This is a genomic window from Nocardiopsis baichengensis YIM 90130 (genome assembly GCF_000341205.1).
Classification (GTDB): Bacteria; Actinomycetota; Actinomycetes; order Streptosporangiales; family Streptosporangiaceae; genus Nocardiopsis_A; species Nocardiopsis_A halophila.
In genome coordinates, this window is the sequence record NZ_ANAS01000038.1 from 55,358 (window position 1) to 80,954 (window position 25,597).

Genomic DNA, 25,597 nt, shown 5'->3' on the forward strand with positions numbered 1-25,597 from the left:
TCAGACCGCCGACCAGCCGTTGTCCACCGGCAGCACGGCGCCGTTGATGCTGCTCGCGGCGTCGGAGGCCAGGAAGACGACGGCCGCGGCGAGCTCGTCGGCCTCGGCGACCCGGCCGATGCCGGCCGTGTAGGCGCCCAGGACCCGCGGGCCGGCCGCGGAGGCGTCGGCGTCCACCCGGATGCCGGTGGCGGTACCGCCGGGGGCGACCGCGTTGACCCGGATGCCCTGGTCGCGGTACATCACCGCGGTCGACTTCACCAGCCCGACCACCCCGTGCTTGGCGGCGGTGTAGGCGGCCCCGGCGGCGCTGCCGCGCAGCGAGGCCTCCGAGGCGGTGAACACGATCGCGCCCGAGCCCCGCTCCAGCATGTGCGGCAGCACGGCGCGGGTGAGCAGGAACGGCGCGGTCAGGTTCACCCGGATCAGGCGTTCCCACAGCTCGTCGGTGACGTCGGCGGCGGCCGACATGTCGTCCATGATCCCGGCGTTGTTGACCAGCACGTCGATGCCGCCGAAGCGCTCGGCGGCGGTGCCGGCGACCCGGTCCACGACCTCCTGCCGGCTCAGGTCGCCCACGACCGCCCCGGCGGTCCCGCCGGCGGCGCGGACCTCCTCGGCGGCGCGCTCGGCGGCCGCGGCGTCGATGTCGGCGATGAGGACCTTCGCGCCCTCCTCGGCCAGGCGCAGGGCGGCGGCCCGGCCGATGCCGGACCCGCCCCCGGTGACGACGGCGCTCTTGGACTCCAGCCCGGTCCGCATGGCGGGCTCCCTTCGGTGGCGGTGCGCGGTGTGCGCGGGGGTGAGTGGGTGCGTGGGGGGCTCTTTCTGTCATGTTACGACTATTTGTCACTGAGCGACATTTTATCGGGGGGTGCTCCGCCGCACGGCTAGCCTGAGGCCCCGAGCACGCCCGAGGACGGAGGAGGGACCGGTGCCGGAAGCGGCCAAGGGGCGGGGGCGCCCGCCGATGAGCGAGCGCCGCAGGCAGGCGGTGCGCACCGAGATCGCCCGGGCCGCCACGGAGCTGTTCGCCGAGAAGGGGGTGGCCGCCACCACCGGCGAGGACATCGCCGCGGCGATCGGCGTCTCCGCGCGCACCCTCTGGCGCTACTTCCCCAGCAAGGAGGGGTGCGTCCGGCCGCTGCTCACCTCCGGGCTGGAGGCGATGGCCGGGTGGCTGCGCACCTGGCCGCGCGGCACCGGCCTGCTCGCCCACCTGGAGGACCGGGCCGCCTTCGCCGGAGAGGCCCCGGCGGCCGGCCCGGTCACCGCCCTGATCCGGATGACCCGGACCGAGCCCGGCCTCATGTCCGTGTGGATGGACGTGCACCGCGAGGCCGAGGGGGTCTTCGCCGGCATCCTCGCCGAACGCACCGGCCGCTCCGCCGACGACCTGGAGGTGCGCGTGCACGCCGCCTCCCTCAACGCGGCCCTGCGCCTGGGCGCCGAGGAGTCGGCACTCGGGGAAGGGGAAGCCCCCTCCTACGCCGCCGCGCTCCACACGTCCCTGCACACCCTGGAACGGGGACTCCCCCTCCTCCGGGAGTGAACGGCCCCGGCGGGTTCACTCCTCCGCCAGGCGGGCGGCCAGGCCGTGGGCCAGGTGGTCGAGGAGGGCGCGGGTGCGGCGGGGGAGGAAGGCGGTGGCGTCGGTGACCGCGAACACGTCGGCCGGCGGGGTGGGCACCTGCGGCAGCACCTGCACCAGGCGGCCGCTGCGGATCAGCGGCAGGGCGTGCCAGGCCGACCGGAGCATCAGGCCCCGCCCCTCCAGGCACCAGCCGACGATCACCTCGCCGTCGTTGCCGGCCATGTCCCCCGAGACCCGCACCGCCGTCTCGTCGCCGGGACCGGTGCCGAACCGCCAGACGCCGAAGTCGGCGTCGTTCTCCTTGATCACCAGGCAGTTGTGGTCGGCGAGGTCGGCCAGGGAGCGCGGGGTGCCGCGGGCCTCCAGATAGGAGGGCGCGGCGCAGACGATGCGCCGGTTGGGGTGCAGGCGCCGCAGGCGCAGGCGGGCGTCGGGCGGCGGGCCGACCCGGATCGCGGCGTCGTAGCCGGACCCGGCGATGTTGAAGGCGTGCTCGGAGAGCGTCAGCTCCACGGCGATGTCGGGGTGTGCGTCGGTGAACTCCCGCAGGAGCGGGGCGATGTGGTGCCGCCCCAGCCCCATGGTGGAGTGCAGGGCGATCGACCCGCGCAGGCGCCCCGAGGAGCGGCTGACGCGCTCTTCCAGGTCGGAGCGGTCCTGGAGCAGCCCGCGCGCGCCGGCGGCGTAGAGCTCGCCCGCCTCGGTGAGGGAGAGCCTGCGGGTGCTGCGCCGGACGAGCTGGGCGGCCAGGCGCTCCTCCAGGCGGGTCAGGCGCTTGCTGACCGCCGAGAGGGTGACGCCCCACTCGCGCGCGGCGGCGGTCAGGCTCGGCGAGCGCGCGACGGCGGCGAAGAACTCCAGGTCGTCGAGGTCGGAGAGGGCCGTCATCGCCTTCTTTCCGCACAGGCAAGGGAGCGTTGATCCGCGCGGCATTCTCTCACGGCTTGTTGCCCGATAGCTTCGATCCGCCAGGCACCGGAAACCGGAGAGGAGCCCGCATGAGCCGCAGGTACCGGATCGCCGTGATCCCCGGAGACGGCATCGGCACGGAGGTCGTCCCCGAGGGCGTGCGGGTGCTGCGCGCCGCCGCCGAGGCCTACGGCTTCGAGCTCGACCCGGTCGAGTACGGCTTCGCCTCGGCGCCCTACTACGAGCGGCACGGCGCCATGCTCCCCGAGGGCTGGTTCGAGGAGCTGGTGCGCCACGACGCGCTCTTCCTCGGCGCCGTGGGCTGGCCGGCGACCGTGCCCGACCACGTCTCGCTGTGGGGGAGCCTGCTGCAGTTCCGGCGGCGCTTCGACCTGTACGCCAACGTCCGACCGGTCCGCCTGATGCCGGGGGTGCGCAGCCCGCTGGCCGGGCTCGGCCCCGGCGACATCGACTTCCTGGTGGTCCGCGAGAACACCGAGGGCGAGTACAGCTCCATCGGCGGGCGGATGTTCGAGGGCACCGAGCGCGAGACGGTCGTCCAGGAGACGGTGATGACCCGCACCGGCGTCGACCGGATCCTGCGCTACGCCTTCGAGCTGGCGCGCGGCCGGGAGCGGCGGCTGACCTCGGCCACCAAGAGCAACGGCATCTCCCAGACCATGCCCTACTGGGACGAGCGGGTGGCCGCCGTGGCCGCCGCCTTCCCCGACGTGGCCGTGGAGAGCTACCACATCGACATCCTCACCGCGCACTTCGTGCGCGACCCGGGCCGGTTCGACGTGGTCGTGGCCAGCAACCTGTTCGGCGACATCCTCTCCGACCTGGGCCCGGCCTGCGCCGGCACCATCGGGATCGCGCCCAGCGCCAACATCGACCCCGAGCGCCGCTACCCGAGCCTGTTCGAGCCGGTGCACGGGTCGGCGCCGGACATCGCAGGAAAGGGGATCGCCGACCCGGTCGGCCAGATCTGGAGCGGCGCGATGATGCTCGAGCACCTGGGGGAGGCCGCGGCGGCCGCGGCGGTGCTGCGCGCGATCGAGGAGGTGCTCGCCGGGGACCCGGCCGTGCTCACCCCGGATCTGGGCGGAACCGGGACCACGGCCTCACTGGGCAAGGCGGTGGCCGAGGCGGTCGCATGAGCGCGCCCGCCACGATGCTGCCCGGGTTCGCCGCCGCCGACGTGGAGGTCGCCACCGACGCCGGCCCTCCGCTGCGGATCCGGGCGGCGACCGCCGGGAGCGGTCCGCCGCTCCTGCTGCTGCACGGCCACCCCCAGACCCACGCCACCTGGCGGGCGGCGGCCCCCCGGCTGGCCGAGCGCTTCACGGTGGTCGCCCCCGACCTGCGCGGGTACGGGGATTCGGGAAAGCCGCCCAGTGACGACGCGCACCTGGCCTACAGCAAGCGTGCGATGGCCCGGGACCAGGTGCGCCTGATGCGCGCGCTCGGGCACACCTCCTTCGCCGTGGCCGGGCACGACCGGGGCGGGCGCGTCGCCCACCGGATGGCCCTGGACCACCCGGCGGCGGTCGAGCGGCTCGCGGTCCTGGACATCGCGCCCACCGCCACCATGTACGCCCGCACCGACCGGGAGTTCGCCTCCCGCTACTACTGGTGGTTCTTCCTCATCCGCCCGGCGCCGCTGCCCGAGGAGATGATCGCCGGGGCGACCGAGACCTTCCTGCGCACCCACCTGCGCGAGCAGAGCGGCACCCCGGGGGTGCCCGAGGAGGACCTGGCCCGCGAGTACCTGCGGTGCTACCGCGACCCGGACACGGTGCGGGCCGTCTGCGAGGACTACCGCGCCGCCGCCACCGTCGACCTGGAGCACGACGACGCCGACGCCCGGGAGGGGCGCCTGCTCACGCGGCCCCTGCTGGCGCTGTGGGGGGCGCGCGGCACCGTGGGGCGGCTGTACGACGTCCCGGCCGCGTGGAGGGAGGTCTCCGGGGCGCCGGTGGACGGGGAGGCCCTGGACTGCGGGCACCTGGTCCAGGAGGAGCGCCCCGGGGAGACCGCCGCGCGCCTGGAGGCGTTCCTCGCCCTGGAGCCGGATCACCGGTAGGAGAGCCGCCGCAGCAGGACCTCGGCCGGGCCGCGGCGCCCCGCGCGGCGCATCGCCTCGGCCGCGGCGAGCGAGACCGCCCACACGGCGGCGGCGACGCCGAAGGCGCCGGCCAGGCCGAGGCGGTCCTGCAGCCCCAGGCCGTAGGAGCGGAAGACCAGGAGGAACGCGGCGCTCTGGAAGAGGTAGAAGGTCATCGACCGCTGCCCCAGCGCCTGGACCGCGGCGGTCGTGCGCCCGCCGGAGCGGGCGGCGGCGATCGCGGCCAGAGCGATGGCGGCGGCGAGCCCCATCCCGCCGAAGAAGCCGGTCAGCGGCTGGAGGAGGGCGGCGGTCCACAGCGCGCCCGCCGACGCGGGGGTCCACACGTCCAGGTGCACCAGGATCGCCGGGACCGCGCCGGCCACGGACAGGGCCTGGGTGGCGACGACGGCGCGGATCAGCAGGGTGCGGTGCCGTGCGGGCTCGTCCAGCACGCCCAGGCGTGCCGCCCACATCCCGAAGACGATGGGCGGTGCGACGGCCACACCGCCGAAGAGCAGGGAGAAGGCCCAGGCCGGGAGGCGCTCGGCGTACACCTGCGCCAGGTCTCCGGTGACGGGGGGAACCGCTCCGATCTCGAAGGTCCACACGCCCTGCGACATCGCCGTCCACGTCCCCATGCCCACCGAGGGGGTCGCGGGCACCAGGAGCGCGAAGCCGGTCCACAGCAGCGTCCGCCGCCGGACCCGCAGCAGGGCGATGAGCGGCACCGAAACGGCCCCGTAGACCGCCAGGATGTCGATCGGCACGACCAGCGTGTGCACGGCGCCGAAGACCACCAGCCACCCGCCGCGGCGGCGCAGCATGCGCCGGACGCCGGCGGCGTCGTCCCCGCCGCGGGTGCGCCGGTCGAGCATCTGCACCAGGGCGTAGCCGAACAGGAAGGCGAACATCGGCCGCGCGTGGTTGCCCACGGCGACCTCGTACAGGGCCAGGGCGGCGGCGTCGGCCGCGGCAGGACCGCGGTCGACGGCGGCGACGAACAGCGGGGCGTGGGCGCAGGCGATGGCCAGCAGCATGGCGCCGCGGGCCAGGTCGGGGGCGAGGGCGCGGGCGGGCGCCCGGGTCGCGGTGGTGGCCATGGCGCTCCTTGCGCGCAGGGGATCCGTACCTGCCTACATGTTATGACGTGTAAATCATGCATCCAGGGTTTCCGTCGGCCGGACCAGGACAGGGCCCGCTTGATACGCTTTGCGGACCGTTCACGGGAGAGGCGGTGGCGATATGGCGGCCGACGGCACGGCCTCCTACGGCCCGGGGGGCCGGGGCTTCTACGGCGCGGTGACGGTGAGCGAGCGCGGACAGATCGCCATCCCCGCGCAGGCCCGCCGCGACCTGGGCATCACGCCCGGCACCAAGCTGCTGGTCCTCGGCGACCCCGAGCAGGGGTTGGCGCTGATGACCCTGGACCGCCTCATGGCCAACCTCCAGGGCTCGAACGCCCTGATGTCCATGGTCGAGCGGCACATGGCCGGGGAGGACGGCCCGGACGAGGGCGCCCCGTCCTGACCCCGGCCGGAACCGGCCCGGTCCGGGCCGCGTGGGTTGCTGCATGGACGATCGCAACGCGCCCGGACGGGGCGCGATCGGCGGTGCTCTTCAGTGGATCCACGACCGGCCCGCCCCGCGGCACCTGGGGACGGAGCGGCCGTGGACGCTCGGCGGGCCCGACCCGCTGGACGGGACCGGTTTCGACCCGCGCACCGGCCCCGTGCCGCACTGGCACGTCGTCGGCTACGGGATGAGCGAGCTCTACGACAAGGAGTCCGACGACCCGGAGGTCTTCGGGTGGGGCTTCGGGCTCCTCCCCTTCCGCCCGGCGCGCACGCCCGGGCACACGATGGGCGTCGGCGGCGCGCTGGGCGCCGAGGACGGCGGTTCGCGGATCACGGCCGTCACCTTCACCGGGGCCCCGGAGCTGGGGGCGGTCGCGCCCCCGAACGGGCCGGGTGTCCTTCCTCCGAGCGGTGGGCCTGACCCGGGACGAGTACGAGGCCGCGAAGGGCGGCCGGGCGCAGGCGCTGCTGCATGCGCTGGGGCCCTGGATGCCGCTGGGGGGTGACCGACGTCGCCCGGGGGTCCTTCCTCGACCACCCGGAGGGCGCGCAGGCCCTCCAGGAGGCCTTCCGGCGCCTGTGACCTGCTGCTTCGATCGCGGATAGCGCACGGCGACGGGTCCGGCCACCCCGGTTCGGGTGGCCGGATCCGGACAGGGGCGGGGTGTGCTCCCGGGATCGGCGCGTGAACTCGGGCGGAGGGGGCCGCGGCGCGGCGCGTTCGGGATGCGCTTTCCCGGGGTCGGGGTTGCGGGGGTTCCGTCGTCGGGGCGGTGCGCTTACGGTGGCCGCGAGTCCTCCCGACCGCAGTGTGGGAGCGCTCCCACCGGCAGTGCCGCCGTCCCTGTCCCGACGCCCGCCCGCCGACCGCCCTGCTCCCCGTGCGCCCGCACCGGTGCGTTCCCGCAGCGCCTGGCGCAGGGACGGAACCGCCCCCTCCGCACCCGATGACTTCCCGACCGGAGGCGCCGCCCCGGTCCGGAAGGGCCGGCCCCGGCTCGCTCCCGGGTACCGGCCGTTGCACCCCCATCCCCCGGCCCGCCGCACCGACACCGCGCGGCGGGCCACCCCCAGAGGAGGATCGATGAGATCACACACCCATCGCCGGGACCGGCGGTGGCCGGGACGGGCCGCGGCCGGCGTCTCGGCGCTCGCCCTGGGCGCGGCCGCGCTCGCCGTGGGCTCCCCGGCGCAGGCCGCCGAGGGCTGCACCGTGGACTACACGGTGGCCAACGACTGGGGTTCCGGCTTCACCGCGAACGTGGCGGTGACCAACCTCGGCGACCCGCTGGACTCCTGGAAGCTGGAGTGGGACTTCCCCGGGGACCAGCAGGTCACCAACGGGTGGAACGGCACCTTCGCCCAGGACGGCGCCCACGTGGAGGTGACCGGCTCCGGGCACAATGCGGCCCTGGGCACCGACGCCACCGCGCAGTTCGGGTTCAACGGGAACCACAGCGGCGACAACGCGGTTCCGGGGACCTTCACCCTGAACGGCGTGGAGTGCGACGGCACCACCGATCCCGGCCCGGACCCGGACCCGGACCCCGATCCGGACCCGGACCCCGAGCCGGGGGAGCGCGTCGACAACCCCTTCGCGGGCGCCGACACCTACGTCAACCCCGTGTGGTCCGAGAACGCCGCCTCCGAGCCCGGCGGCGAGGCCGTGGCCGACGAGTCCACCGCCGTGTGGATGGACCGGATCGGCGCCATCGAGGGCAACGACAGCCCCACCACCGGCGACATGGGCCTGCGCGACCACCTCGACGCCGCCCTGGAGCAGAGCTCCGGGGACCGGCCCATGGTGATCCAGACCGTGGTCTACAACCTGCCCGGCCGGGACTGCGCCGCGCTGGCCTCCAACGGAGAGCTCGGCCCGGAGGAGATCGGCCGCTACAAGGAGGAGTACATCGACCCCATCGCCGAGATCCTCGGCGACGAGGAGTACGCCGACCTGCGCATCGTCGCCACCATCGAGCCCGACTCGCTGCCGAACCTGGTCACCAACGTCGGCGGCAACCCCGGCGCGACCGAGGCGTGCGACACCATGCTCGCCAACGGCAACTACGAGGAAGGCGTGGCCTACGCCCTCGACACGCTGGGCGAGATCCCCAACGTCTACAACTACGTCGACGCCGGGCACCACGGTTGGATCGGCTGGGACACCAACCTCGGACCGGCGATGGAGCTGTTCTACGAGACCGCGAACTCCCACGGTGCCTCACCGGACGACGTGCACGGCTTCGTCACCAACACCGCCAACTACTCGGCGCTGACCGAGCCGCACTTCGACGTGGGCGACACGGTCGGCGGGCAGCAGATCCGCCAGTCGGACTGGATCGACTGGAACCAGTACGTCGACGAGCTGACCTTCGCCCAGGGGCTGCGCGAGGAGGCGGTCTCCGTCGGGTTCAGCGCCGACACCGGGATGCTGATCGACACCTCCCGCAACGGGTGGGGCGGCGCGGAGCGGCCGTCGGGCCCCAGCTCCTCGACCGACCCGAACACCTTCGTCGAGGACAGCCGAGTCGACCGCAGGATCCACGTCGGGAACTGGTGCAACCAGTCCGGCGCGGGGCTGGGCCACCGGCCCGCCGCCGAGCCCGAGCCGGGGATCGACGCCTACGTCTGGGTGAAGCCGCCCGGCGAGTCGGACGGCTCCAGCGAGGAGATCCCCAACGACGAGGGCAAGGGCTTCGACCGGATGTGCGCCCCCACCTATGAGGGGAACCCGCGCAACGGGAACAACCCGTCCGGCGCCCTGCCGGACGCCCCGCTGGCCGGCCACTGGTTCTCCGCGCAGTTCCAGGAGCTCCTGGCCAACGCCCACCCCTCCGTGTGACCGGATTCCGGTGACCGGCCGCGCCCCCGCCCCCTCCTTCCCCCCCCTCCGGCGGGGGCGCGGCCACGGGCGGGGCGCGGCCGGTCTCAGTCCCCGGCGGCCGCGACGGTCATCTCCATGGACAGGCTCTCGCCCGGCTCCAGGACGGCCAGGCCCTCGCCGCTGTTGAAGGCGTCGGGGGCGCAGGTCATGGGCTCCACGGCGACGGCGCGCCGGTGGTCCGGCTCGCCGGGCAGGTGCAGGGTGTACACCTGCACCCACCGGCACCGCGGTGACCAGCCGATGCGCACCCCGTCGCCGGGCCCGTCCAGCACCGCCTCGCCGGGTCCCTCGGGGGCCCCGGTGAAGGCGTGGTCGACCACCGCGCCGCCGACGGCGCGCGGTGCCGTGAAGTCGAGGCCCTGCTCGTGCGCCGGCACGCGGCCGGTGGGGATCAGGTTCCCGTCCACGGTGAGCACCTCCCGGCAGGGCAGGTGCAGGCTCCAGTCGTCGCAGGCGCCGTCCCCGGCCGTGAAGTAGGGGTGGGCGGACAGGCCCGCGGGGGCGGCCTCCCGCCCCAGGTTGGTGGCGGTCAGGGTGAGGGAGAGGCCGTCCTCGCCGAGCACGTAGTGGGCCCGCACCCCGAGGGTGAACGGGTACCCGGGGCGGGGCCAGACCACGTCGGACAGGGTCAGGGCCGCCTCGGAGGCCTCCTCGGCCTCCCAGCGGTCCCACACCGCCAGGCCGTGCAGCGCGGTGCCGCGCCCCGGCTCGTCCACGGCGAGCCGGTGCTCGCGGCCGGCGAACCGGTAGGCGGCGCCGGCGATCCGGTTCGGCCATGGGGCGAGCACCGCGCCCGAGAAGCGGGGGAAGGGGACGGCTCCGGACCGGTCGAACACCAGGTCGCGGCCGCGGTGGCGGAGCTCGCGCAGGGCGGCGCCCTGTTCGGTGACGACGGCTTCGTAGGGCCCGGCGGCCAGGCGGTGCCGGGGAACGTCGAGGGGGGCGGGGGGCGTGTCGAGGGGCATGGCGGGCAGGGTACTCACCCGGCCGGCACCACCTCCACGGGGGTCGTCAGGACGCGGCCCTCGCCGACCGTGCGCGGCGCCCCGGTGACGGTGAAGCGGGCGGACAGCGGCAGGTCCTCGCTGGAGTGGCCCGCCGCCAGGGTGAACGCGCCCGGCTCGACGATGCGCGCGCCCCCGCGCCCGGTGAAGGAGGTGCGGTCGGCGTGCAGCCGGAACCGCACCCGGCGCGCACCGCCGGCCGGGACCCCGATGCGGGCGTAGCCCACCAGCTCCCGCTCGGGGCGGGTGACCTGCGCGGTCTCGTCGGTCAGGTAGAGCTGGACGACCTCGTCGCCGTCCCGCCCGCCGGTGTTGCGCACCGTCACCTCGGCCGCGAGCTCCCCGTCGGCGGGGATCGAGGCGGTGCTCAGCCGCAGGTCGGACAGGGCGAAGGAGGTGTAGGACCGGCCGTGTCCGAAGGGGTAGAGCGGCGAGGGGTCGAGGTCGGAGATGCCCGCGCTCGCCCGCCCCAGCGGCGGCGCCAGGTAGGGGGCGGGCTGGCCGCCGGGGTGGCGGGGCACCCCGATCGGGAGCCGGCCGCCGGGGTTCACCCGGCCCGACAGCACCCCGGCGATCGCCGCCCCGCCCTCCTCGCCGGGCAGGAACGCCTGGACCAGTGCGGCGCACCCCTCGGCGTAGGCGCCCAGCGCATAGGGCCGGCCGGACACGCAGACCAGCACCACCGGGGTGCCGGTGGCCAGCACGGTCTCCACCAGCTCCCCCTGGGCGCCGGGCAGCGCGAGGTCGGGGGCGTCGCACCCCTCGCCGGAGGTGCCCCGGCCGAACAGCCCGGCCAGGTCGCCGACCGCGACCACGCACACGTCGGCGCGGGCGGCCGCCGCCGCGGCCGCGGGGATCTGCGAGCGGTCGGCCTCGCGCACCGGGACCCCGTCGGCCTGCTCCACCCGGGCGCGGGGGAACTCGGCGCGCAGCGCCTCGGCCAGGGAGTCCACCCGCACCCCGGTGCCCCGGTCGGCGGAGCGGGACAGCACGTGGTTGGGGAAGGAGTAGCAGCCCAGGAAGGTGCGCGGCTCGGCCCCGCAGGGGCCGACGAGCGCGATCCGGGCGCCGGTGCCGGGGTCCAGCGGCAGGGCGCCGCGGTTCTCCAGCAGCACCACCGAGGCCTCGGCGGCCTCCCGGGCCAGCGCGCGGTTGGCGGGGGAGTCCAGGTCCACGTCGCCGCCGCCGTCCCCGCCGCCGTCCTCGGGGACCGCCCGCCACCCGGGGTCGAGCAGCCCCAGCCCGGCCTTCTGCCGGAGCACCCGGCGGACCGCGCGGTCCACCAGGTGCAGGGGCAGGGCGCCGGAGGCGACCGCCGCGGCCAGCCGCGGGTAGGCGTCGCCCTCGGGCAGCTCGACGTCGATGCCGGCGCGCAGGGCGAGCGCGCCGGATTCGGCGCGGTCGGCGGTGACGCGGTGGGTGAGGTCGAGGAAGGGGATCGACCAGTAGTCGGAGACGACCGTGCCGGCGAAGCCCCACCGGTCCCGCAGCACGCCGGTGAGCAGCTCCTCGTCGGCGGCGGCCGGCAGGCCGTCGACGTCGCTGTAGGAGTTCATCACCGAGCGGGCGCCGCCCTCGCGCACGGCCATCTCGAACGGGGGGAGCAGGACGTCGGCGAACTCGCGCGGGCCCACGGAGACCGGCGCGTGGTTGCGGCCCGCCCGCGAGGCGGAGTACCCGGCGAAGTGCTTGAGGGTGGCGACGATCCCGTTCTCCTCCAGCCCGCGGACGTAAGCGGTGCCGGTGGTGCCCACCAGGTAGGGGTCCTCGCCCATGGTCTCCTCCACGCGCCCCCAGCGCGGGTCGCGGGCGACGTCCATGAGGGGGGCCAGGCCCTGGTGCACGCCCACCGCGCGCATGTCGCGGGCGATGGCGCCGGCCATCCGGCGGACCAGCTCCGGGGAGAAGGCGGCGGCCCAGGCCAGGGGCGCCGGGTAGACGGTCGCGCCGTAGGCGGTGAAGCCGGTCAGGCACTCCTCGTGGGCGATGGCGGGGATGCCCGTGCGGGTGCCGTCGGTGAGCCGCTTCTGCAGTTCGGCGAGGCGGGCCCGGCCCTCGCGGGGGGAGACCGGCGCGCTGCCGAACACCCGGGTCAGGTGCCCCAGCCCGTGCTCGGAGGCCTCCTCGTAGTCGCGGTGGCCCTCCTGGAAGGCGTCCTCCATGGGGGCGACGCCGCCCTCGCCCGCGTCCTGCCCGGGCTCCGGTTCCGGCCGGGGCCAGGAGGAGGACAGCTGGGCCAGCTTCTCCTCCACGGTCATGGAGGCGATCAGGGCCTCGACCCGTTCGTCGTCGGCGGGCGGCGGGGTGTGCTCGGGCATGCTTCTCCTTGTCGGGCGGTGCAGGGCGGTGCAGTGCGGTGCGGGCGGGGGTGCGGCGGGGAGCGTCAGCGGCCGAACCCGGCGGTCAGCCCGGCGACGAGCTGGCGGCGGGCGACGGCGTACACGGCGGCCACGGGCAGCACGGACAGCACGACCGCGGCCAGCAGTCCGGGCACGTCGACGCCGAAGGAGCCCTCGAAGGCCCACAGCGTCATCGGCAGCACGCGGGTGCTCTGGCTCTGCGTGAGGACCAGGGGGAACAGGAAGCCGTTCCACACCTGGAGCGCGTCGTAGACGCCCACGGTCACCAGGGCGGGCCGGGTCAGCGGCAGGACCAGGCTCCACAGGATCCGCCAGTCGCCGGCCCCGTCGACGCGCATCGAGGCGAACAGGTCCTCCGGCACGTCGCGCAGGAAGTTGACCAGGATGAGCACGGTCAGCGGGATGGCGAAGGCGATGGAGGGCAGGACGAGCGCGGCCAGGGTGTCGTAGAGGCCGAGCTGCACGATGAGGTAGTAGACGGGCACGACGGTGGCCTGGATGGGGATGGCGATCCCCAGCAGCACGGCCTGGAACACCCGCCGGGCGAACCGGGTGCGCCCGCGCACCACCACGTAGGCGGCCATCAGCGAGACGGCCAGGGTTCCGGCGACGGCGGCGGCCGTGACCACCACGCTGTTGGCGAGGTAGCCGGGGAAGCCGGCGTCCAGGACGCGGCCGTAGGCGGCCAGGGTCGGGTCCGACGGCAGGGACAGCGGGTTCTCGTCGTAGTAGTCGGCCTGGGTGCGCAGGCTGGTGACGATGATGTAGTAGACGGGCAGCACCGTGACGGCCAGCCAGAGCCAGCCGCCCAGGGCGCCGAGCGCGTTGGGTCGGGTCCGCGCGGCCATCACGCCCCCTCCTGCCGGCTCTCCATCCGGTGGGAGCCGGTGAGCCGGTTGAGTCCGAGGGCCAGGGCGAGGCCGACGGCGACCAGGACGACGCCGATCGCGCTCGCCTGGCCCATGTCGTAGGAGCGGAAACCGGTCAGGTACATGTCCAGCGGGAGGATGCGGGTGGCGCCCCCGGGGCCGCCCGCGGTCAGCACGAACACCAGGTCGAAGTAGGTCAGCGAGCCGACGAGCATCAGCGTCGAGGAGGTCACGATCGTGTACTTGAGCTGGGGAAGGGTGATGTGCAGGAACTGGGCGGGGGCGCTCGCGCCGTCGATCCGCGCCGCCTCGTACAGGGACGCGGGGATCTGCCGCACCCCGCCCTGGTAGAGCAGGGCGTGGAACGGTATGAAGGACCACCCGACGACGAACACGACCACGCCCAGCGCCAGGTCGGGGTCGCCCAGCCAGTCGCGGGCCAGCAGCGGCAGGTCCAGGGCGGCGCCCAGGCCGAAGTTCGGGTCGAGCAGGCCCTTGAACGTCAGGGCCACGGCCGCCGAGCTGAACAGCAGCGGCAGGAAGTACAGCACCGCCAGCACCTCGCGGTGGCGGGTGCGGGTGGCGGTGTAGACGCCCAGGAGCAGGCTGACCGGGGCCTGGAACAGGTAGCAGAGCACGGTGAGCTTGACGGTGAGCCAGACCGCCTCGCGGGTCACGGGGTCCCCGGCGGCGCGCGCCCAGTTGTCGGCGCCGGCCCACCGGGGGGCGCCGAGCCCGTCCCAGGAGGCGAAGGAGAGCACGGCCACCCCGGCGAGCGGGACCAGGGCGAACAGGCCGAACAGCACGAGCGCGGGCGCCGCCATCCACGGGGTGGGCCCGCCCCCGGAGGCGGGGGCGGGGCGGGCCCGGTGCGGTGGCGCGGCCCTCACAGCGTGCGGTCCATCGCCGCGGCGAACTCCTCGGGGGTCAGCTCGCCGAGGAAGAGCAGGTCGAGGTTGGACAGCAGCTCCTGGGCCTGGGCGGGCGGGAGCGCCTGGTCCCAGGAGAGCTGGAAGTGGTCGGCGTCGCGCACCATGCCGTAGGTGAACTCCAGGTGCTCGGGGTCGTCCTGGGCGGCGATCTCCTCCTCCAGGCCGGCGACCGGCGGCACGCTGCCCAGGTCCAGCAGGGACTGCACGTGCTCCTCGTTGTAGACCTGCTCGTTCAGGTAGTCGACGGCGGTCTGCCGCTCCTCCTCCGGGGCGTCGGAGGAGACCGACCAGAAGTTGGCGGGGTTGCCGACGATGTTGGAGGGGTCGCCGGCCCCGCCCTCGACCGCGGGGAAGGCGGTGTGGCCCAGGCCGTCCTCGACGAAGCCGGGCGCGTCGGAGGCCATGTTCGGGTAGACCCAGCTGCCCTGCAGCAGCATTCCGGCCTTGCCGGTGTGCAGCAGTGCGGTGTCGGCGCCGGAGTCGGCGTCCACCGAGCCGAAGCCGTCACCGAACGCGCCCGCCTCGACCAGGTCCTCGACGGCGGTGGCGGCCTCGACGACCGCCGGGTCGGACCAGGCGCCCTCCTCGCCGTCCAGGATGCGCTGGAAGACCTCCGGGCCGCCGATGCGGTCGGTGAGGTACTGGATCCACATGAGCTCGGGCCACACGCTCTGCCCGGCCAGAGCGATGGGCACCACGCCCTCGTCCTTGAGCGCCTCGACGGCCTCCATCATGTCCGCGAGGGTCTCGGGCGGCTCCACCCCGGCGTCGGCCAGGACGTCCTCGTTGTAGTAGAGGACGGCCGGCTGCGCCTGGTTGTTGGGCACGGCGTAGAGGCCGCCGTCGACCTCGCCGTTGGCGGCCACCGAGGGCAGCAGGTCCTCGGTGGCGCCGTCGACCTGCCCGGAAAGGTCCTGCACCTGGCCGCTCCGGGCGTAGTCGGCCAGCGTGCCGCCGGCCCAGGAGAAGACCAGGGTGGGGGCCTGGCCGGAGCCGACGGCGGTGCGGATCTTCTCCTTGTAGGCGTCGTTGGCGAACCATTCGACGGCGATCTCGCGGTCGGGGTTGGCCTCGTTCCAGGAGTCGAAGGAGGTCCGGAAGGCCTCCTCGGAGCCGCCGGTCAGGGCCCAGGCGGTGGCGCCGCCGCCACCGGGGGAGGAGCCGCCTCCGCCGAAGCCGCCGCATCCGGCGGCCGCGGCCAGGACGAGGACCGCGGAGGCGGCCGTCAGGGTGCGTCCCGCACTGCTCGGTGCCATGGGGTCAGTCCCTTCCGCCGGGCCCGAGGGGGCGCGGGCCGCGGCAGATAGTACGAAATTTTTTCGTTGAGTTTCCGGGCTATTTCGTGATCGGCTTCACAGTAAAAAGGGGGTATCTCCGTGTCAACGCCCCGGAGTGGTATCGATTTCGACGCGAATGAACGAAAAAGTTTCGGGATAGGGTGGGTGCGGTACGCGAACGGAGGAGGCGGACGGTGGACGGTGCACGGCCGACCCTGGAGGAGGTGGCCGCCGCGGCGGGGGTGTCCAAGGCGACGGTGTCCAAGGTGCTCAACGGGCGCCCCGGGGTGGGCGAGGGCACCCGGACGCGGGTGCGCGAGGCCGTGCGGGTGCTGGACTACGCGCCGAGCACCGGGCCGCGCGACCCCGCCCCCGCGCCCTCGGTGCACGTCGTCTTCGACAGCATGGTCAGCCTGTACGCGCTGCACGTGCTGGACGGGCTGCTGGCGGCGGGGCGGGAGCTGGACGCCGAGGTGGTGACGAGCGCGCTGGCCCCGTCGGGGGCGCCGGCGCCGGCGCCGCTGGGCACCGGCCTCATCGAGCGGCTGGCCGCGCGGCGCAGGTCCGGGCTGGTGGTGGTGACCTCCCGGCTGGCCCCGGAGGAGGTCGCCGCCTGCCGGCGCCGGGGGCTGGGGCTGGTCGTCGTCGACCCGATCAACCCGCTGGACGAGGACGTGGTCAGCGTGGGCGCCACCAACTGGGCCGGGGGCGTGCAGGCCACCGAGCACCTGCTGGCGCTGGGGCACCGGAGGATCGCGCACGCCGGCGGGCCCACCGGGTCGGTGCCCGCGCGCGAGCGTCTGCACGGGTTCCGCGAGGCGCTGGAGTCGGCGGGGGCCGCCCCGGGGCCGGTGCTCGCCGCCCCCGAGGACCCTCCGGCGTTCACCGTGGAGGCGGGCCGGGCGATGGCCGCCCGCCTCCTGGGCGCCGCCGATCCGCCCACGGCGGTCTTCGCGGCCAGTGACACGGTCGCCGTCGGCGTGCTGCAGGAGGCGCGCGCCCGGGGCCTGTCGGTCCCGGGCGACCTGAGCGTGGTGGGCTTCGACGACACCCACGGGGCGATGTGGACCGACCCGCCGCTGACCTCGGTGCGCCAGCCGCTGCACGACATGGGCCGGGTGGCCATGCGCACGGTCCTGCAGTTGTCCCGCGGCCAGAGCCCGGACTCCCACCACGTGCAGCTGGCGACCCGGCTGGTGGTCCGGGCCTCGACGGCTCCGCCGGGCCGGTGACGCGGCTCCTGTATTCCAGATGAGGCATATAACCGAGTTGGTATATTGGAGCCATGTCCCTGCCGTTCACCGCACTGGCCGACCCCACCCGGCGCCGCATCCTCGACCTGCTGCGGCGCCGGCCGCACCTGGTCGGGGAGGTCGCCGGGGAGCTGGGGCTCAGCCAGCCCGCCGCTTCCAAGCACCTGCGGGTGCTGCGCGAGGCCGGGCTGGTGCGGGTGCGGCGGGAGGCGCAGCGCCGGTGGTACGGGATCGACCCCGCGCCGCTCGTCGAACTCGACGCGTGGCTCTCCCCCTACCGGCGGATGTGGCAGGAGAGCCTGGACGCCCTGGAGCGCCACCTCGACGAGGGGCGCGGTACCGAGGAGGAGCCATGACCGCGGACGAACTCACGACCGTCGACGGCCGCCCCGCCCTGCGCATGGAGCGGCGGCTGGCCCACCCCGTGGAGCAGGTGTGGCGGGCGCTCACCGAGCCCGAGCGGCTGAACCGCTGGTACCCGTTCCCCGTCGCCTCCCTGGACTTGCGGGTGGGCGGGGCGATCCGCTTCGACGACGGGGAGGGGACCACCATGGACGGGGTGGTCGTCGAGCTCGACCCGCCGCACAGGTTCGCCTTCAGCGAGCACGCGCCCGAGGAGATGGGCCGGGAGGGCGACGACATCGCCCGCTTCGAGCTGGAGCCGGACGGGGACGGGTGCCTGCTGGTGTTCACCCACGTCTTCGACGACCGGCCGGGCGCGGCGAGCTACGCCGTGGGCTGGGACACCTGCCTGGGGGCGCTGCGGGCGGTCGCCGCCGGGCGCGAGCCCGAGTGGGCCGCGCCGCCGCCGTCGGCGCTGGAGGAGGCCGTCGACCGGTTCGGCCTGGGCGCGGGGCGGATCGAGGAGGCCTCCGGGGAGGCGGTGCTCACCGTGGAGCGCCAGCTCGCCCGGCCCGCCGACGAGGTGTGGTCGATGCTCGCGGGGGAGGGCGCGGTCGAGCCCGGTGCCCGGGTCCCCGAGGGGTTCCGCGCCGCCGGCGTGGAGGCCGGGCCCGTCACCGAGGTGAAGCACCCGGCCCTGCTGGAGTACGCGTGGACCGACGGCGGCGCCCGGGTGGGCCGTGTGCGCTGGGAGCTGTCCCCGGGAACCGGCCACGGTGCGCGGCTGGAGGTGGTCCAGACGGCGGAGGCGGCGGACCGCGGCCGGCTCGCCGAGGCGCTGCCGGCGTGGGAGGCCCGCGTCCGGGAGGTGGGCCGCCGGGCCGCCGGACTGGAGCCGTGAGCCCGGGGCCGTGCGTCGGGCCGCCTCCACCGGCGGGGACTCAGGGGCGCCCGCCGGCGTCCCCGCCCACGCCGCGGAGCGCCACCGCGGCTGTCGCGGCCAGGGCGAGGACGACGGCGGCGCCGGTCCAGCCGGCCGTGTTGAGCCCCGCCATGAACGCCTCTTCGGCCCGGTTCAGGACCCCGGCGGGGAGCTCGTCGGCGACCGAGAGCGCCCCCGGCAGGCCCTGCGCGGCCGCGTGCGCCGTCTCGGGCGGGAGCCCGGCGAGCGCGTCCGCGCCCATGCGGGAGCCGTAGACCGCGGCGGCGAGGCTGCCCACCAGGGCGATCCCCGCCGACAGGCCCAGCTCCTGGACGGTCTCCGACAGGGCCGAGGCCGACCCGGCCTTCTCCGGCGGCGCCGTGCCCACCACGAGGTCGGTGCCCAGCGCCGCCACCGCCCCCAGCCCCAGGTAGGCCAGGGAGAACGCGGCGACCACCGGAACCGGGCCGCCGTCGGCCCCGGCCGTGCCCAGCAGCACGTAGCCGCCCGAGGAGACGGCCAACGTCCCGGCGACCACGAACCCCGGGCGCACCCGGCGGGCCAGCAGCGGGGCCCCGACCGAGGAGAGCGCCATCGCCAGCGCGGGCGGGCCGAACCAGAGCCCGGCCGCCGTCGGCGACAGCTCCTCGACCAGTTGCAGGTACTGCGTGGTCAGCAGCATGGTGCCGCCGACGCCCGCCAGGCACACCAGCATCACCGCCAGGGCGACCGAGAAGGCGCGGTCGCCGAACAGCGCCACGTCCAGCAGCGGGTCGTCGAGGCGGCGCTGGCGGCGCACGAACACGGTCGCGACCACCGCGCCGGCCCCGACGGCGGCGATCACCTCCGGGACCGGCCCCGACTCGGCGGCCTTCTTGACCGCGTAGACGGCGGGCAGCAGGGCGCCCAGCGACAGGCCCACGCTGACCAGGTCGATCCGCCCGGCGTTCGGCGCGCGGTCCTCGGGCAGCAGCAGCGGTGCCAGGACGAGCATGGCGCAGATGACCGGCACGGCGAGCAGGAAGGCGGAGCCCCACCAGAAGCGCTCCAGGAGCACGCCGCCGACCAGCGGTCCGGCGGCCATGCCGCCGGCGAAGAACGTGGCCCACAGGCCGATCGCCAGCGCGCGCCGGTGCGGGTCGGGGAACAGGGTGCCGATGAGCGCGAGCGTGGAGGGCATGAGCGTGGCGCCGGCGATGCCCAGGGCGGCGCGGGCGGCGATCAGGGCCTCGGGGCTGGGCGCGTAGGCGGCGAGCAGCGAGGCCGCGACGAACGCGGTGCCGCCGACCGTCAGCAGCCGCCGGCGGCCGATCCGGTCCCCGAGCGTGCCCATCGTGACGAGGAAGCCGGCGATCAGGAAGCCGTAGGCGTCCACGATCCACAGCTGCTGGACGGCGCTGGGACGCAGGTCCTCGGCGAGGGAGGGCAGGGCCAGGTGCAGGACGGTCAGGTCCAGGCCCAGCAGCACCGTGGGCAGGGCCAGCACGGCCAGGCCCGCCCACTGCAGGGCGCCCGTCCGCGCGTCGCTCCGATGGGGCATGGGGATCCTTCGTGTCGGTGGTGTCGGCATCGTTCGCATGCGCCGGGTCCGTCCCCGGCGGGGCCCAGACTCGGCGGCCCCGCGCACGGCGCCCGCACACCCCGCGCACGCCCGCTGCCGGCCGGTCCCGCAGGATGACCGCTGCCCCGCGGCCCGGTCCGATCAGAGAGGCCCGGCCCAGGGCACAGGAGTCAGGCCGGGGGCACGTCCGCTGGAGTGGTGCCGTTTCCGCCTTCGGAATCCTGACCGTGGAGCCGGTCCCCCGGGCCGGGAGAAGGAGATTCCACCACTCCGACAGACATGACCATGAGTGGGCGGCGCTCCGGGCCGTGGTGCGACAGGAGCGGGCACCCGGTGCAAGGGCGAGCCGGTGATTCCCCGTCCCTGCCGGGCCGCCCGCCTTCCTCGCCTTGCACGCGGGGGGCGGAGGGGGCGGGGTTAGGTTGGGGGCATGCGATTCGGGGTACTCGGGCCGCTGGCCGTGTGGGGGGACGACGGCGGTCCGGTCGCCCTCCCCGACGGCAGGGTGCGGGCGCTGCTGGCCGTCCTGCTCGTGCACGGCGGGCGCCCCGTCCCTGTCGACCGACTGGTCGAGGACCTGTGGCCCCAGGACCCGCCGGGCCGGCCGCGGAACACCCTGCAGACCAAGGTCTCCTGGCTCCGGAAGGTCATCGGCGCCGACCGAGTGCCGCTCTCGCCCGCCGGGTACCGCCTCCGCGTGGAGGACGGCGAGGTGGACGCCGACCGCTTCGAGCGCGCCGCCGCCGAGGCCGGTCGGGGCGGAGCCCCCGGAGGCCGGGAACAGGACCTCGCCCAGGCCCTGGGGCTGTGGCGGGGGACGGCCTACGCCGAGTTCGCCGACGCCCCCTTCGCCCGCGCCGAGGCCGCCCGCCTTGCCGGACTGCGGCTGGCGGCGGTCGAAGCGCTGGCCGAGGCGCGGGCGGCGGCCGGCCGAGCGGCGCCCATGGCGGACGAACTGGCCGCCCTGGCACAGGAGAACCCGCTGCGGGAACGGCTGCACGGGCTGCACATGCTGGCCCTGTACCAGGCGGGCCGGCAGGCGGACGCCCAGGCGGCCTACCACGGACTGCGGCGCAGGCTCCGCGACGAGCTCGGCGTCGATCCGGGTCCCGAGGTCGCCGGGCTGCACGCGCGCCTGCTGCGCGGGGAGGCGGCCGTGCCCGAAGCCCCTGGGGCAGGGACGTCCGGGGTGTCCGGCGGCGGGAGCGGCCGTGCGCACGGCAACATCCCCGCCCCGCCCGCCTCCCTCATCGGGCGGGAGGAGGACGCCGCACGGGTGTGCGCGGCGCTGCGCGCCGGGGACGGCGGGGGCCTGGTGACGGTCACCGGACCGGGCGGTGTCGGCAAGACCCGCCTGGCGCTCGCCGCGGCGCGGGCGGCGGCCGGGGAGTTCCCGGACGGCGTATGGGTCGTCGAGCTCGCCGGGACGGACTGCGGCGCATCCGCCTCCGACATCGCCGAGCGGGTCATCAGCGTGCTGGGCCTGTGCGACGGGGCGGCCGACGCGGACGCGTTCGACCTGGTGGACTGGGTCCGCTGCGCCCTGGACGGCCGCCGCCTGCTGCTGGTGCTGGACAACTGCGAGCACGTGGTGGACCCGGTGGCCGAGGCGGCCGGTGCGCTGCTGGCCGCCGACGGGGTGAGCACGGTGGTGACCGGCCAGGAGGCGCTGGGCATCCCGGGGGAGGCGGTGGTCCCGCTGGCTCCGCTGCCCGTCTGCGACGCGGTGCGGCTGTTCACCGAACGGGCCCGGGCCGCCTCCCCCGGGTTCGCCCTGACGGACGCGAACGCGGCCGGCGTCGCCGCGATCTGCCGCCGGCTGGACGGGATCCCGCTGGCCGTCGAGCTGGTCGCGGCCCGGATGCGGGCTCTGACCGTCTCCGAGGCCCTCGCCGGCCTGGACGACCGGTTCGCGCTGCCGACGGGGCCGGGGCGCGGGCGCCCCACCCGGCAGCAGACCCTGCGGTCGATGGTCGCCTGGAGCTGGGACCTGCTGACCGGGGGCGAGCGCGCGGTGCTGCGCCGCCTGTCGGTGCACCGCGACGGTTGGACGGTGGAGGCGGCCCGCGCCGTGTGCCCCGGCGGCCCGGGTGCCGCGGGCGGTCCCGGGGCCGGGGGCGTGCTGGGCGCGCTGTCCCGGCTGGTCGACCGGTCGCTGGTGGTGCGGGAGGGGGAGCGGTACCGGCTGCTGGAGTCGGTGGCGGCCTACTGCGCGGAGCGGTTGGAGGAGGCCGGGGAGACGGGGGAGGTGCGCCGCCGGTTCGTCGCCTTCCACGTGGAGCACGCCGAGCGGGCCGACCCGGAGCTGTGCGGGCGGGGACAGGACGCGGCGCTGGCCGCGCTCGACGCCGAGACGGTGAACAAGCGCCGCGCGCTGGAGCTGGCGGTGCGCGGCCGTGATGCCGGGGCGGCGCTGCGGCTGGCCGGGGCGCTGGCGTGGTTCTGGCGGCTGCGCAACCGGACGGGCGAGGCGCGGCGCTCGCTCTCGGCGGCGCTGGTCCTGCCCGGGGGGCCGCCGCAGGCGCGGAGCCGCGCCGAGGCGTGGCGGGCGGCCTTCGAGGGGCGTGCCCCGTCGGACGGGGGCTTCGATCCGCGGACGCGGCTGCGCCTGCTCTGGTGCGCCCGGGCCGCGGGCGGACGCCTTGAGCGGGTGCCGGACCCGGCCGAGGCGGGGGACGACCGCTGGGCCGAGGCGCTGGCCCTGGTGCTCCGGGCCGGGTGGCGCCTCGGCGGCGGCGCCGGGGAGGCGTCGGCCGCGCGGGCGGACGCCGAGCGCGGTGCCGGGCTCTTCGACGCCCTCGGGGACCGGTGGGGACGGCTCCGGGCCCGCACGGCCCTGGCGCGGGCCCTGGCCGACGCCGGCCCGTCCGGCGGGGGCGTACACGGGGACCAGGACGGGGATCTGGGCGAGGACCTCAAGGCCGCCGAGCGGCTGGGCCTGTGGGGGGACGCGGTCGAGGGCCTGCTGGGCCTGGGCCGCCTGGCCGAGGCGCGCGGGGAGTGCTCCCGGTCGCGCGGGCTCTATGAGCGGGCGCTCGGGCTCGCCGTGGAGCGGTCCTACGCGAGCGGGGCGGCCGAGGCCCGGGGGCGCCTGGAGCGGTCGGCGCTGACCAGGGGCTCTTTGGACTCGCTCGGATAGACCAATTTTGGCTCGGGCGACGAAAACGCCTGCTGTGCAGGGGGTTCACCGCCTGATGAGGGTGGTTCCGTTTTTTGACTTATTCCAGAAAAGAGGTGAGACTCCGGGGCATGTCGACGCCCACGGACTTCGAGCGCCTGCTCCGCCGGTCCGCGCTCCGGGTCACGGGTCCCCGGGTCGCGGTGCTGGCCGCCGTGCACGACAACCCGCACGCCGACACCGAGACCATCATCGGTGCCGTCCGCGCGAGACTCGGTGCCGTCTCCCACCAGGCCGTCTACGACGTGCTCAAGGCGCTGACCGGGGCGGGCCTGCTCCGGCGGATCCAGCCGCGCGGCTCGGTGGCCCGCTACGAGACACGGGTCGGGGACAACCACCACCACGTCGTGTGCCGCGCCTGCGGCGCCATCGCGGACGTCGACTGCGCCGTCGGGCACGCCCCGTGCCTGGCCGCGTCGGACAACGGAGGCTTCACGATCGACGAAGCCGAGGTCGTCTACTGGGGGCTCTGCTCCGAATGCTCGAGTGAGGGCGTCTCCTGAGCGGCGCCGCCCTCGGAGCACCGTGCTCACCGAGCCCGACCCGACCGATCCACCGCTTCCTCCCCGCCTCGGAAGGATGACCATGACCGAAAGCAACGACGCCGCCGCCGGCGGCTGTCCGGTCGCGCACGGCGGCGCCCCGCACCCCACGCAGGGCGACGCCAACCGCGGCTGGTGGCCCAACCGCCTCAACCTGAAGATCTTGGCCAAGAACACGGCCGTGTCCGACCCCATGGGCGAGGACTTCGACTACGCCGAAGAGTTCAAGTCGCTCGACCTCGGCGCCGTCAAGCAGGACATCGCCGAGGTGCTGACCACCTCCCAGGACTGGTGGCCCGCCGACTTCGGCCACTACGGCCCGCTGATCATCCGCATGGCCTGGCACTCGGCCGGGACCTACCGGACCTTCGACGGCCGCGGCGGGGGCGGCACCGGCCAGCAGCGGTTCGCCCCGCTCAACAGCTGGCCGGACAACGGGAACCTGGACAAGGCCCGCCGCCTGCTCTGGCCCGTCAAGAAGAAGTACGGCCGCAAGATCTCCTGGGCCGACCTGATGATCCTGGCCGGCAACGTGGCCCTGGAGTCGATGGGCCTGAAGACCTTCGGCTTCGCCGGCGGCCGCGTGGACGCCTGGGAGCCCGACGACGACGTCTACTGGGGCCCGGAGACCGGCTGGCTCGACGACGAGCGCTACAGCGGCGACCGCGACCTGGAGCAGCCGCTGGCCGCGGTCCAGATGGGGCTGATCTACGTCAACCCCGAGGGCCCGAACGGCAACCCGGACCCGCTGGCCGCCGCCCGCGACATCCGCGACACCTTCGGGCGGATGGCGATGAACGACGAGGAGACCGTCGCCCTCATCGCCGGCGGCCACACCTTCGGCAAGACCCACGGCGCGGCCCCGGACAGCAACCTGGGCCCCGAGCCCGAGGCGGCCCCGCTGGAGGCCCAGGGCCTGGGCTGGCAGAACGCCCACGGCACCGGCAAGGGCGGCGACGCCATCACCAGCGGCCTCGAGGTCACCTGGACCAGCACGCCCACGAAGTGGAGCAACGGGTTCTGGGAGAACCTCTTCGGCTACGAGTGGGAGAAGTACAAGGGCCCGGGCGGCGCCTGGCAGTGGAAGCCGAAGGACGGCGCGGGCGAGGGCACCGTCCCCGACGCCCACGACCCGTCCAAGAAGCACGCCCCGACCATGCTCACCACCGACCTGGCGCTGCGCTTCGACCCGGTCTATGAGCCGATCTCCCGGCGGTTCATGGAGAACCCGGAGGAGTTCGCCGACGCCTTCGCCCGGGCGTGGTTCAAGCTGACCCACCGCGACATGGGCCCGGTCGTGCGCTACCTCGGACCGGAGGTCCCCTCCGAGGAGCTGATCTGGCAGGACCCGATCCCGGCCCCGGCCTTCGAGCAGATCGGCGCCGCCGAGATCGCCGACCTCAAGGAGCGGGTCCGCGCCTCCGGCCTGACCGTGGCCCAGCTCGTCTCCACCGCCTGGGCCGCGGCCTCCTCCTTCCGCGGCAGCGACAAGCGGGGCGGCGCCAACGGCGGCCGCATCCGCCTGGAGCCGCAGGCGAGCTGGGAGGTCAACGAGCCGGCGAAGCTGGCCCCGGTGCTGCGCACCCTGGAGGGGATCCAGGAGGCGTTCAACTCCGGCCGCACCGACGGCAAGGGCGTCTCCTTCGCCGACCTGGTGGTGCTGGGCGGCTGCGTCGGCGTCGAGGAGGCCGCCAAGGCGGCCGGGTTCGACACCGAGGTGCCGTTCACCCCGGGCCGCGGCGACGCCACCCAGGACAAGACGGACGTGGAGTCCTTCTCCCACCTGGAGCCCTCCGCCGACGGGTTCCGGAACTACCTGGGCAAGGGCCACCGCCTGCCGGCCGAGTACCAGCTCGTCGACCGGGCCAACCTGCTCACGCTGAGCGCCCCGGAGATGACCGTGCTCGTCGGCGGCCTGCGGGTGCTGGGGGCCAACTACCAGGACTCGGACATGGGCGTGTTCACCGACGCGCCCGGCTCCCTGACCAACGACTTCTTCGCGAACCTGCTCGACCTGGGCGTCACGTGGAAGCCGGTCGACGGGGCCCCCGAGACCTACGCGTGCTTCAGCGACGCCACCGGCGAGAAGCTGTGGACCGGCAGCCGGGTCGACCTGCTGTTCGGCTCCAACTCCGAGCTGCGGGCGATCGCCGAGGTCTACGCGGCCGACGACGCCAAGGCGAAGTTCGTCGAGGACTTCGTCGCCGCCTGGGACAAGGTCATGAACCTGGACCGGTTCGACCTGGTCTGATCCCGACGGGATGAGGGGCCGGCCCGGGCATGCGC

The 25,597-nt window shown here is 75.2% G+C and carries 21 protein-coding genes; 12 read left to right on the forward strand and 9 right to left on the reverse strand.

Annotation, left to right across the window (positions count from 1 at the left end; all coding sequences use genetic code 11):
* Entirely contained in the window at nt 1-762 is a 762-nt protein-coding gene (locus C892_RS0125545; RefSeq protein WP_017538252.1) for an SDR family NAD(P)-dependent oxidoreductase, read from the reverse strand.
* 208 nt (nt 763-970) lie between these two features.
* On the opposite strand from C892_RS0125545, the gene C892_RS0125550 reads away from it, so the two are divergent.
* A complete protein-coding gene (locus C892_RS0125550) occupies nt 971-1,552 on the forward strand; it encodes a TetR/AcrR family transcriptional regulator (RefSeq protein WP_026124641.1) in 582 nt (193 codons plus the stop codon).
* Nucleotides 1,553-1,567: 15 nt separating this feature from the next.
* On the opposite strand, the gene C892_RS0125555 is transcribed toward C892_RS0125550, so the two are convergent.
* Complete coding sequence (locus tag C892_RS0125555; RefSeq protein WP_017559536.1) at nt 1,568-2,482, reverse strand: LysR family transcriptional regulator; 915 nt, start codon at nt 2,480-2,482, stop codon at nt 1,568-1,570.
* A gap of 110 nt (nt 2,483-2,592) precedes the next feature.
* Here C892_RS0125555 and C892_RS0125560 point away from each other — a divergent pair, with 110 nt between their 5' ends.
* Both C892_RS0125560 and C892_RS0125565 read left to right on the forward strand, forming a co-directional pair.
* On the forward strand, nt 2,593-3,663 hold the full coding sequence (locus C892_RS0125560; RefSeq protein ID WP_017559537.1) for a tartrate dehydrogenase: 1,071 nt from the start codon (nt 2,593-2,595) through the stop codon (nt 3,661-3,663).
* Complete coding sequence (locus C892_RS0125565) at nt 3,660-4,589, forward strand: alpha/beta fold hydrolase (protein ID WP_017559538.1); 930 nt, start codon at nt 3,660-3,662, stop codon at nt 4,587-4,589. Before C892_RS0125560 ends, C892_RS0125565 begins: the two co-directional genes overlap by 4 nt.
* Here the strand turns inward: C892_RS0125565 and C892_RS0125570 are convergent.
* Complete coding sequence (locus C892_RS0125570; RefSeq protein ID WP_017559539.1) at nt 4,580-5,713, reverse strand: DUF418 domain-containing protein; 1,134 nt, start codon at nt 5,711-5,713, stop codon at nt 4,580-4,582. The two genes, C892_RS0125565 and C892_RS0125570, sit on opposite strands and share 10 nt — an antisense overlap.
* 142 nt (nt 5,714-5,855) lie before the next feature.
* On the opposite strand from C892_RS0125570, the gene C892_RS0125575 reads away from it, so the two are divergent.
* From C892_RS0125575 to C892_RS0125585, 3 genes are all read left to right on the forward strand, one after another.
* Nucleotides 5,856-6,140, forward strand: coding sequence for an AbrB/MazE/SpoVT family DNA-binding domain-containing protein (locus C892_RS0125575; protein WP_017559540.1), 285 nt, complete (start codon nt 5,856-5,858; stop codon nt 6,138-6,140).
* 43 nt (nt 6,141-6,183) lie between these two features.
* The gene (locus C892_RS29590; RefSeq protein ID WP_193374810.1) at nt 6,184-6,693 is read left to right on the forward strand and encodes a suppressor of fused domain protein; all 510 of its coding nucleotides are present in this window, start codon (nt 6,184-6,186) and stop codon (nt 6,691-6,693) included.
* Between the two features lie 578 nt (nt 6,694-7,271).
* A complete protein-coding gene (locus C892_RS0125585; RefSeq protein ID WP_017559541.1) occupies nt 7,272-9,029 on the forward strand; it encodes a glycoside hydrolase family 6 protein in 1,758 nt (585 codons plus the stop codon).
* 86 nt (nt 9,030-9,115) lie between these two features.
* Here the strand turns inward: C892_RS0125585 and C892_RS0125590 are convergent, their stop codons facing one another.
* The 5 genes from C892_RS0125590 to C892_RS0125610 form a co-directional block, all read right to left on the reverse strand.
* A complete protein-coding gene (locus C892_RS0125590; RefSeq protein ID WP_040685604.1) occupies nt 9,116-10,036 on the reverse strand; it encodes an aldose 1-epimerase family protein in 921 nt (306 codons plus the stop codon).
* Between the two features lie 14 nt (nt 10,037-10,050).
* Nucleotides 10,051-12,393 (reverse strand): glycoside hydrolase family 3 protein, encoded by a 2,343-nt coding sequence (locus C892_RS0125595; RefSeq protein WP_017559543.1) that lies wholly within the window; start codon nt 12,391-12,393, stop codon nt 10,051-10,053.
* 65 nt (nt 12,394-12,458) lie between these two features.
* Nucleotides 12,459-13,283, reverse strand: coding sequence for a carbohydrate ABC transporter permease (locus C892_RS0125600; RefSeq protein ID WP_017559544.1), 825 nt, complete (start codon nt 13,281-13,283; stop codon nt 12,459-12,461).
* The gene (locus C892_RS0125605) at nt 13,283-14,194 is read right to left on the reverse strand and encodes a carbohydrate ABC transporter permease (protein ID WP_017559545.1); all 912 of its coding nucleotides are present in this window, start codon (nt 14,192-14,194) and stop codon (nt 13,283-13,285) included. The genes C892_RS0125600 and C892_RS0125605 overlap by 1 nt, the downstream gene beginning before the upstream one ends.
* Nucleotides 14,191-15,492 carry an extracellular solute-binding protein gene (locus C892_RS0125610; protein WP_017559546.1) on the reverse strand — a complete coding sequence of 434 codons (1,302 nt, stop codon included), beginning with the start codon at nt 15,490-15,492 and terminating at the stop codon, nt 14,191-14,193. Before C892_RS0125610 ends, C892_RS0125605 begins: the two co-directional genes overlap by 4 nt.
* Nucleotides 15,493-15,707: 215 nt before the next feature.
* Here C892_RS0125610 and C892_RS0125615 point away from each other — a divergent pair, with 215 nt between their 5' ends.
* From C892_RS0125615 to C892_RS0125625, 3 genes are read left to right on the forward strand one after another with little or no spacing between them, the layout of a single operon-like run.
* Nucleotides 15,708-16,745, forward strand: coding sequence for a LacI family DNA-binding transcriptional regulator (locus tag C892_RS0125615; protein WP_017559547.1), 1,038 nt, complete (start codon nt 15,708-15,710; stop codon nt 16,743-16,745).
* A 53-nt stretch (nt 16,746-16,798) separates the two neighbouring features.
* Complete coding sequence (locus C892_RS0125620) at nt 16,799-17,122, forward strand: ArsR/SmtB family transcription factor (RefSeq protein ID WP_017559548.1); 324 nt, start codon at nt 16,799-16,801, stop codon at nt 17,120-17,122.
* On the forward strand, nt 17,119-18,009 hold the full coding sequence (locus C892_RS0125625) for an SRPBCC family protein (RefSeq protein ID WP_017559549.1): 891 nt from the start codon (nt 17,119-17,121) through the stop codon (nt 18,007-18,009). Before C892_RS0125620 ends, C892_RS0125625 begins: the two co-directional genes overlap by 4 nt.
* A gap of 40 nt (nt 18,010-18,049) precedes the next feature.
* Here C892_RS0125625 and C892_RS0125630 read toward each other — a convergent pair whose 3' ends face one another.
* Nucleotides 18,050-19,570: an MFS transporter gene (locus C892_RS0125630; protein ID WP_017559550.1), complete on the reverse strand. Its 1,521-nt coding sequence runs from the start codon at nt 19,568-19,570 to the stop codon at nt 18,050-18,052.
* Nucleotides 19,571-20,021: 451 nt separating this feature from the next.
* Here C892_RS0125630 and C892_RS29595 point away from each other — a divergent pair, with 451 nt between their 5' ends.
* The 3 genes from C892_RS29595 (at nt 20,022) to katG (ending at nt 25,562) form a co-directional block, all read left to right on the forward strand.
* Nucleotides 20,022-22,730 carry an AfsR/SARP family transcriptional regulator gene (locus tag C892_RS29595; protein ID WP_017559551.1) on the forward strand — a complete coding sequence of 903 codons (2,709 nt, stop codon included), beginning with the start codon at nt 20,022-20,024 and terminating at the stop codon, nt 22,728-22,730.
* 110 nt (nt 22,731-22,840) lie between these two features.
* Nucleotides 22,841-23,272, forward strand: coding sequence for a Fur family transcriptional regulator (locus tag C892_RS0125640; RefSeq protein ID WP_017538232.1), 432 nt, complete (start codon nt 22,841-22,843; stop codon nt 23,270-23,272).
* Nucleotides 23,273-23,354: 82 nt separating this feature from the next.
* On the forward strand, nt 23,355-25,562 hold the full coding sequence (gene katG / locus C892_RS0125645; protein WP_017559552.1) for a catalase/peroxidase HPI: 2,208 nt from the start codon (nt 23,355-23,357) through the stop codon (nt 25,560-25,562).
* Nucleotides 25,563-25,597: the final 35 nt, after the last annotated feature.

Excerpts from the sequence above, each read along its gene's own strand:
- C892_RS0125545 (WP_017538252.1), bottom strand. The coding sequence starts at position 762 with ATGCGGACCGGGCTGGAGTCCAAGAGCGCCGTCGTCACCGGGGGCGGG.
- C892_RS0125550 (WP_026124641.1), top strand. The coding sequence starts at position 971 with ATGAGCGAGCGCCGCAGGCAGGCGGTGCGCACCGAGATCGCCCGGGCC.
- C892_RS0125555 (WP_017559536.1), bottom strand. The coding sequence starts at position 2,482 with ATGACGGCCCTCTCCGACCTCGACGACCTGGAGTTCTTCGCCGCCGTC.
- C892_RS0125560 (WP_017559537.1), top strand. The coding sequence starts at position 2,593 with ATGAGCCGCAGGTACCGGATCGCCGTGATCCCCGGAGACGGCATCGGC.
- C892_RS0125565 (WP_017559538.1), top strand. The coding sequence starts at position 3,660 with ATGAGCGCGCCCGCCACGATGCTGCCCGGGTTCGCCGCCGCCGACGTG.
- C892_RS0125570 (WP_017559539.1), bottom strand. The coding sequence starts at position 5,713 with ATGGCCACCACCGCGACCCGGGCGCCCGCCCGCGCCCTCGCCCCCGAC.
- C892_RS0125575 (WP_017559540.1), top strand. The coding sequence starts at position 5,856 with ATGGCGGCCGACGGCACGGCCTCCTACGGCCCGGGGGGCCGGGGCTTC.
- C892_RS29590 (WP_193374810.1), top strand. The coding sequence starts at position 6,184 with ATGGACGATCGCAACGCGCCCGGACGGGGCGCGATCGGCGGTGCTCTT.
- C892_RS0125585 (WP_017559541.1), top strand. The coding sequence starts at position 7,272 with ATGAGATCACACACCCATCGCCGGGACCGGCGGTGGCCGGGACGGGCC.
- C892_RS0125590 (WP_040685604.1), bottom strand. The coding sequence starts at position 10,036 with ATGCCCCTCGACACGCCCCCCGCCCCCCTCGACGTTCCCCGGCACCGC.
- C892_RS0125595 (WP_017559543.1), bottom strand. The coding sequence starts at position 12,393 with ATGCCCGAGCACACCCCGCCGCCCGCCGACGACGAACGGGTCGAGGCC.
- C892_RS0125600 (WP_017559544.1), bottom strand. The coding sequence starts at position 13,283 with ATGGCCGCGCGGACCCGACCCAACGCGCTCGGCGCCCTGGGCGGCTGG.
- C892_RS0125610 (WP_017559546.1), bottom strand. The coding sequence starts at position 15,492 with ATGGCACCGAGCAGTGCGGGACGCACCCTGACGGCCGCCTCCGCGGTC.
- C892_RS0125620 (WP_017559548.1), top strand. The coding sequence starts at position 16,799 with ATGTCCCTGCCGTTCACCGCACTGGCCGACCCCACCCGGCGCCGCATC.
- C892_RS0125625 (WP_017559549.1), top strand. The coding sequence starts at position 17,119 with ATGACCGCGGACGAACTCACGACCGTCGACGGCCGCCCCGCCCTGCGC.
- C892_RS0125630 (WP_017559550.1), bottom strand. The coding sequence starts at position 19,570 with ATGCCCCATCGGAGCGACGCGCGGACGGGCGCCCTGCAGTGGGCGGGC.
- C892_RS29595 (WP_017559551.1), top strand. The coding sequence starts at position 20,022 with ATGCGATTCGGGGTACTCGGGCCGCTGGCCGTGTGGGGGGACGACGGC.
- C892_RS0125640 (WP_017538232.1), top strand. The coding sequence starts at position 22,841 with ATGTCGACGCCCACGGACTTCGAGCGCCTGCTCCGCCGGTCCGCGCTC.
- katG (WP_017559552.1), top strand. The coding sequence starts at position 23,355 with ATGACCGAAAGCAACGACGCCGCCGCCGGCGGCTGTCCGGTCGCGCAC.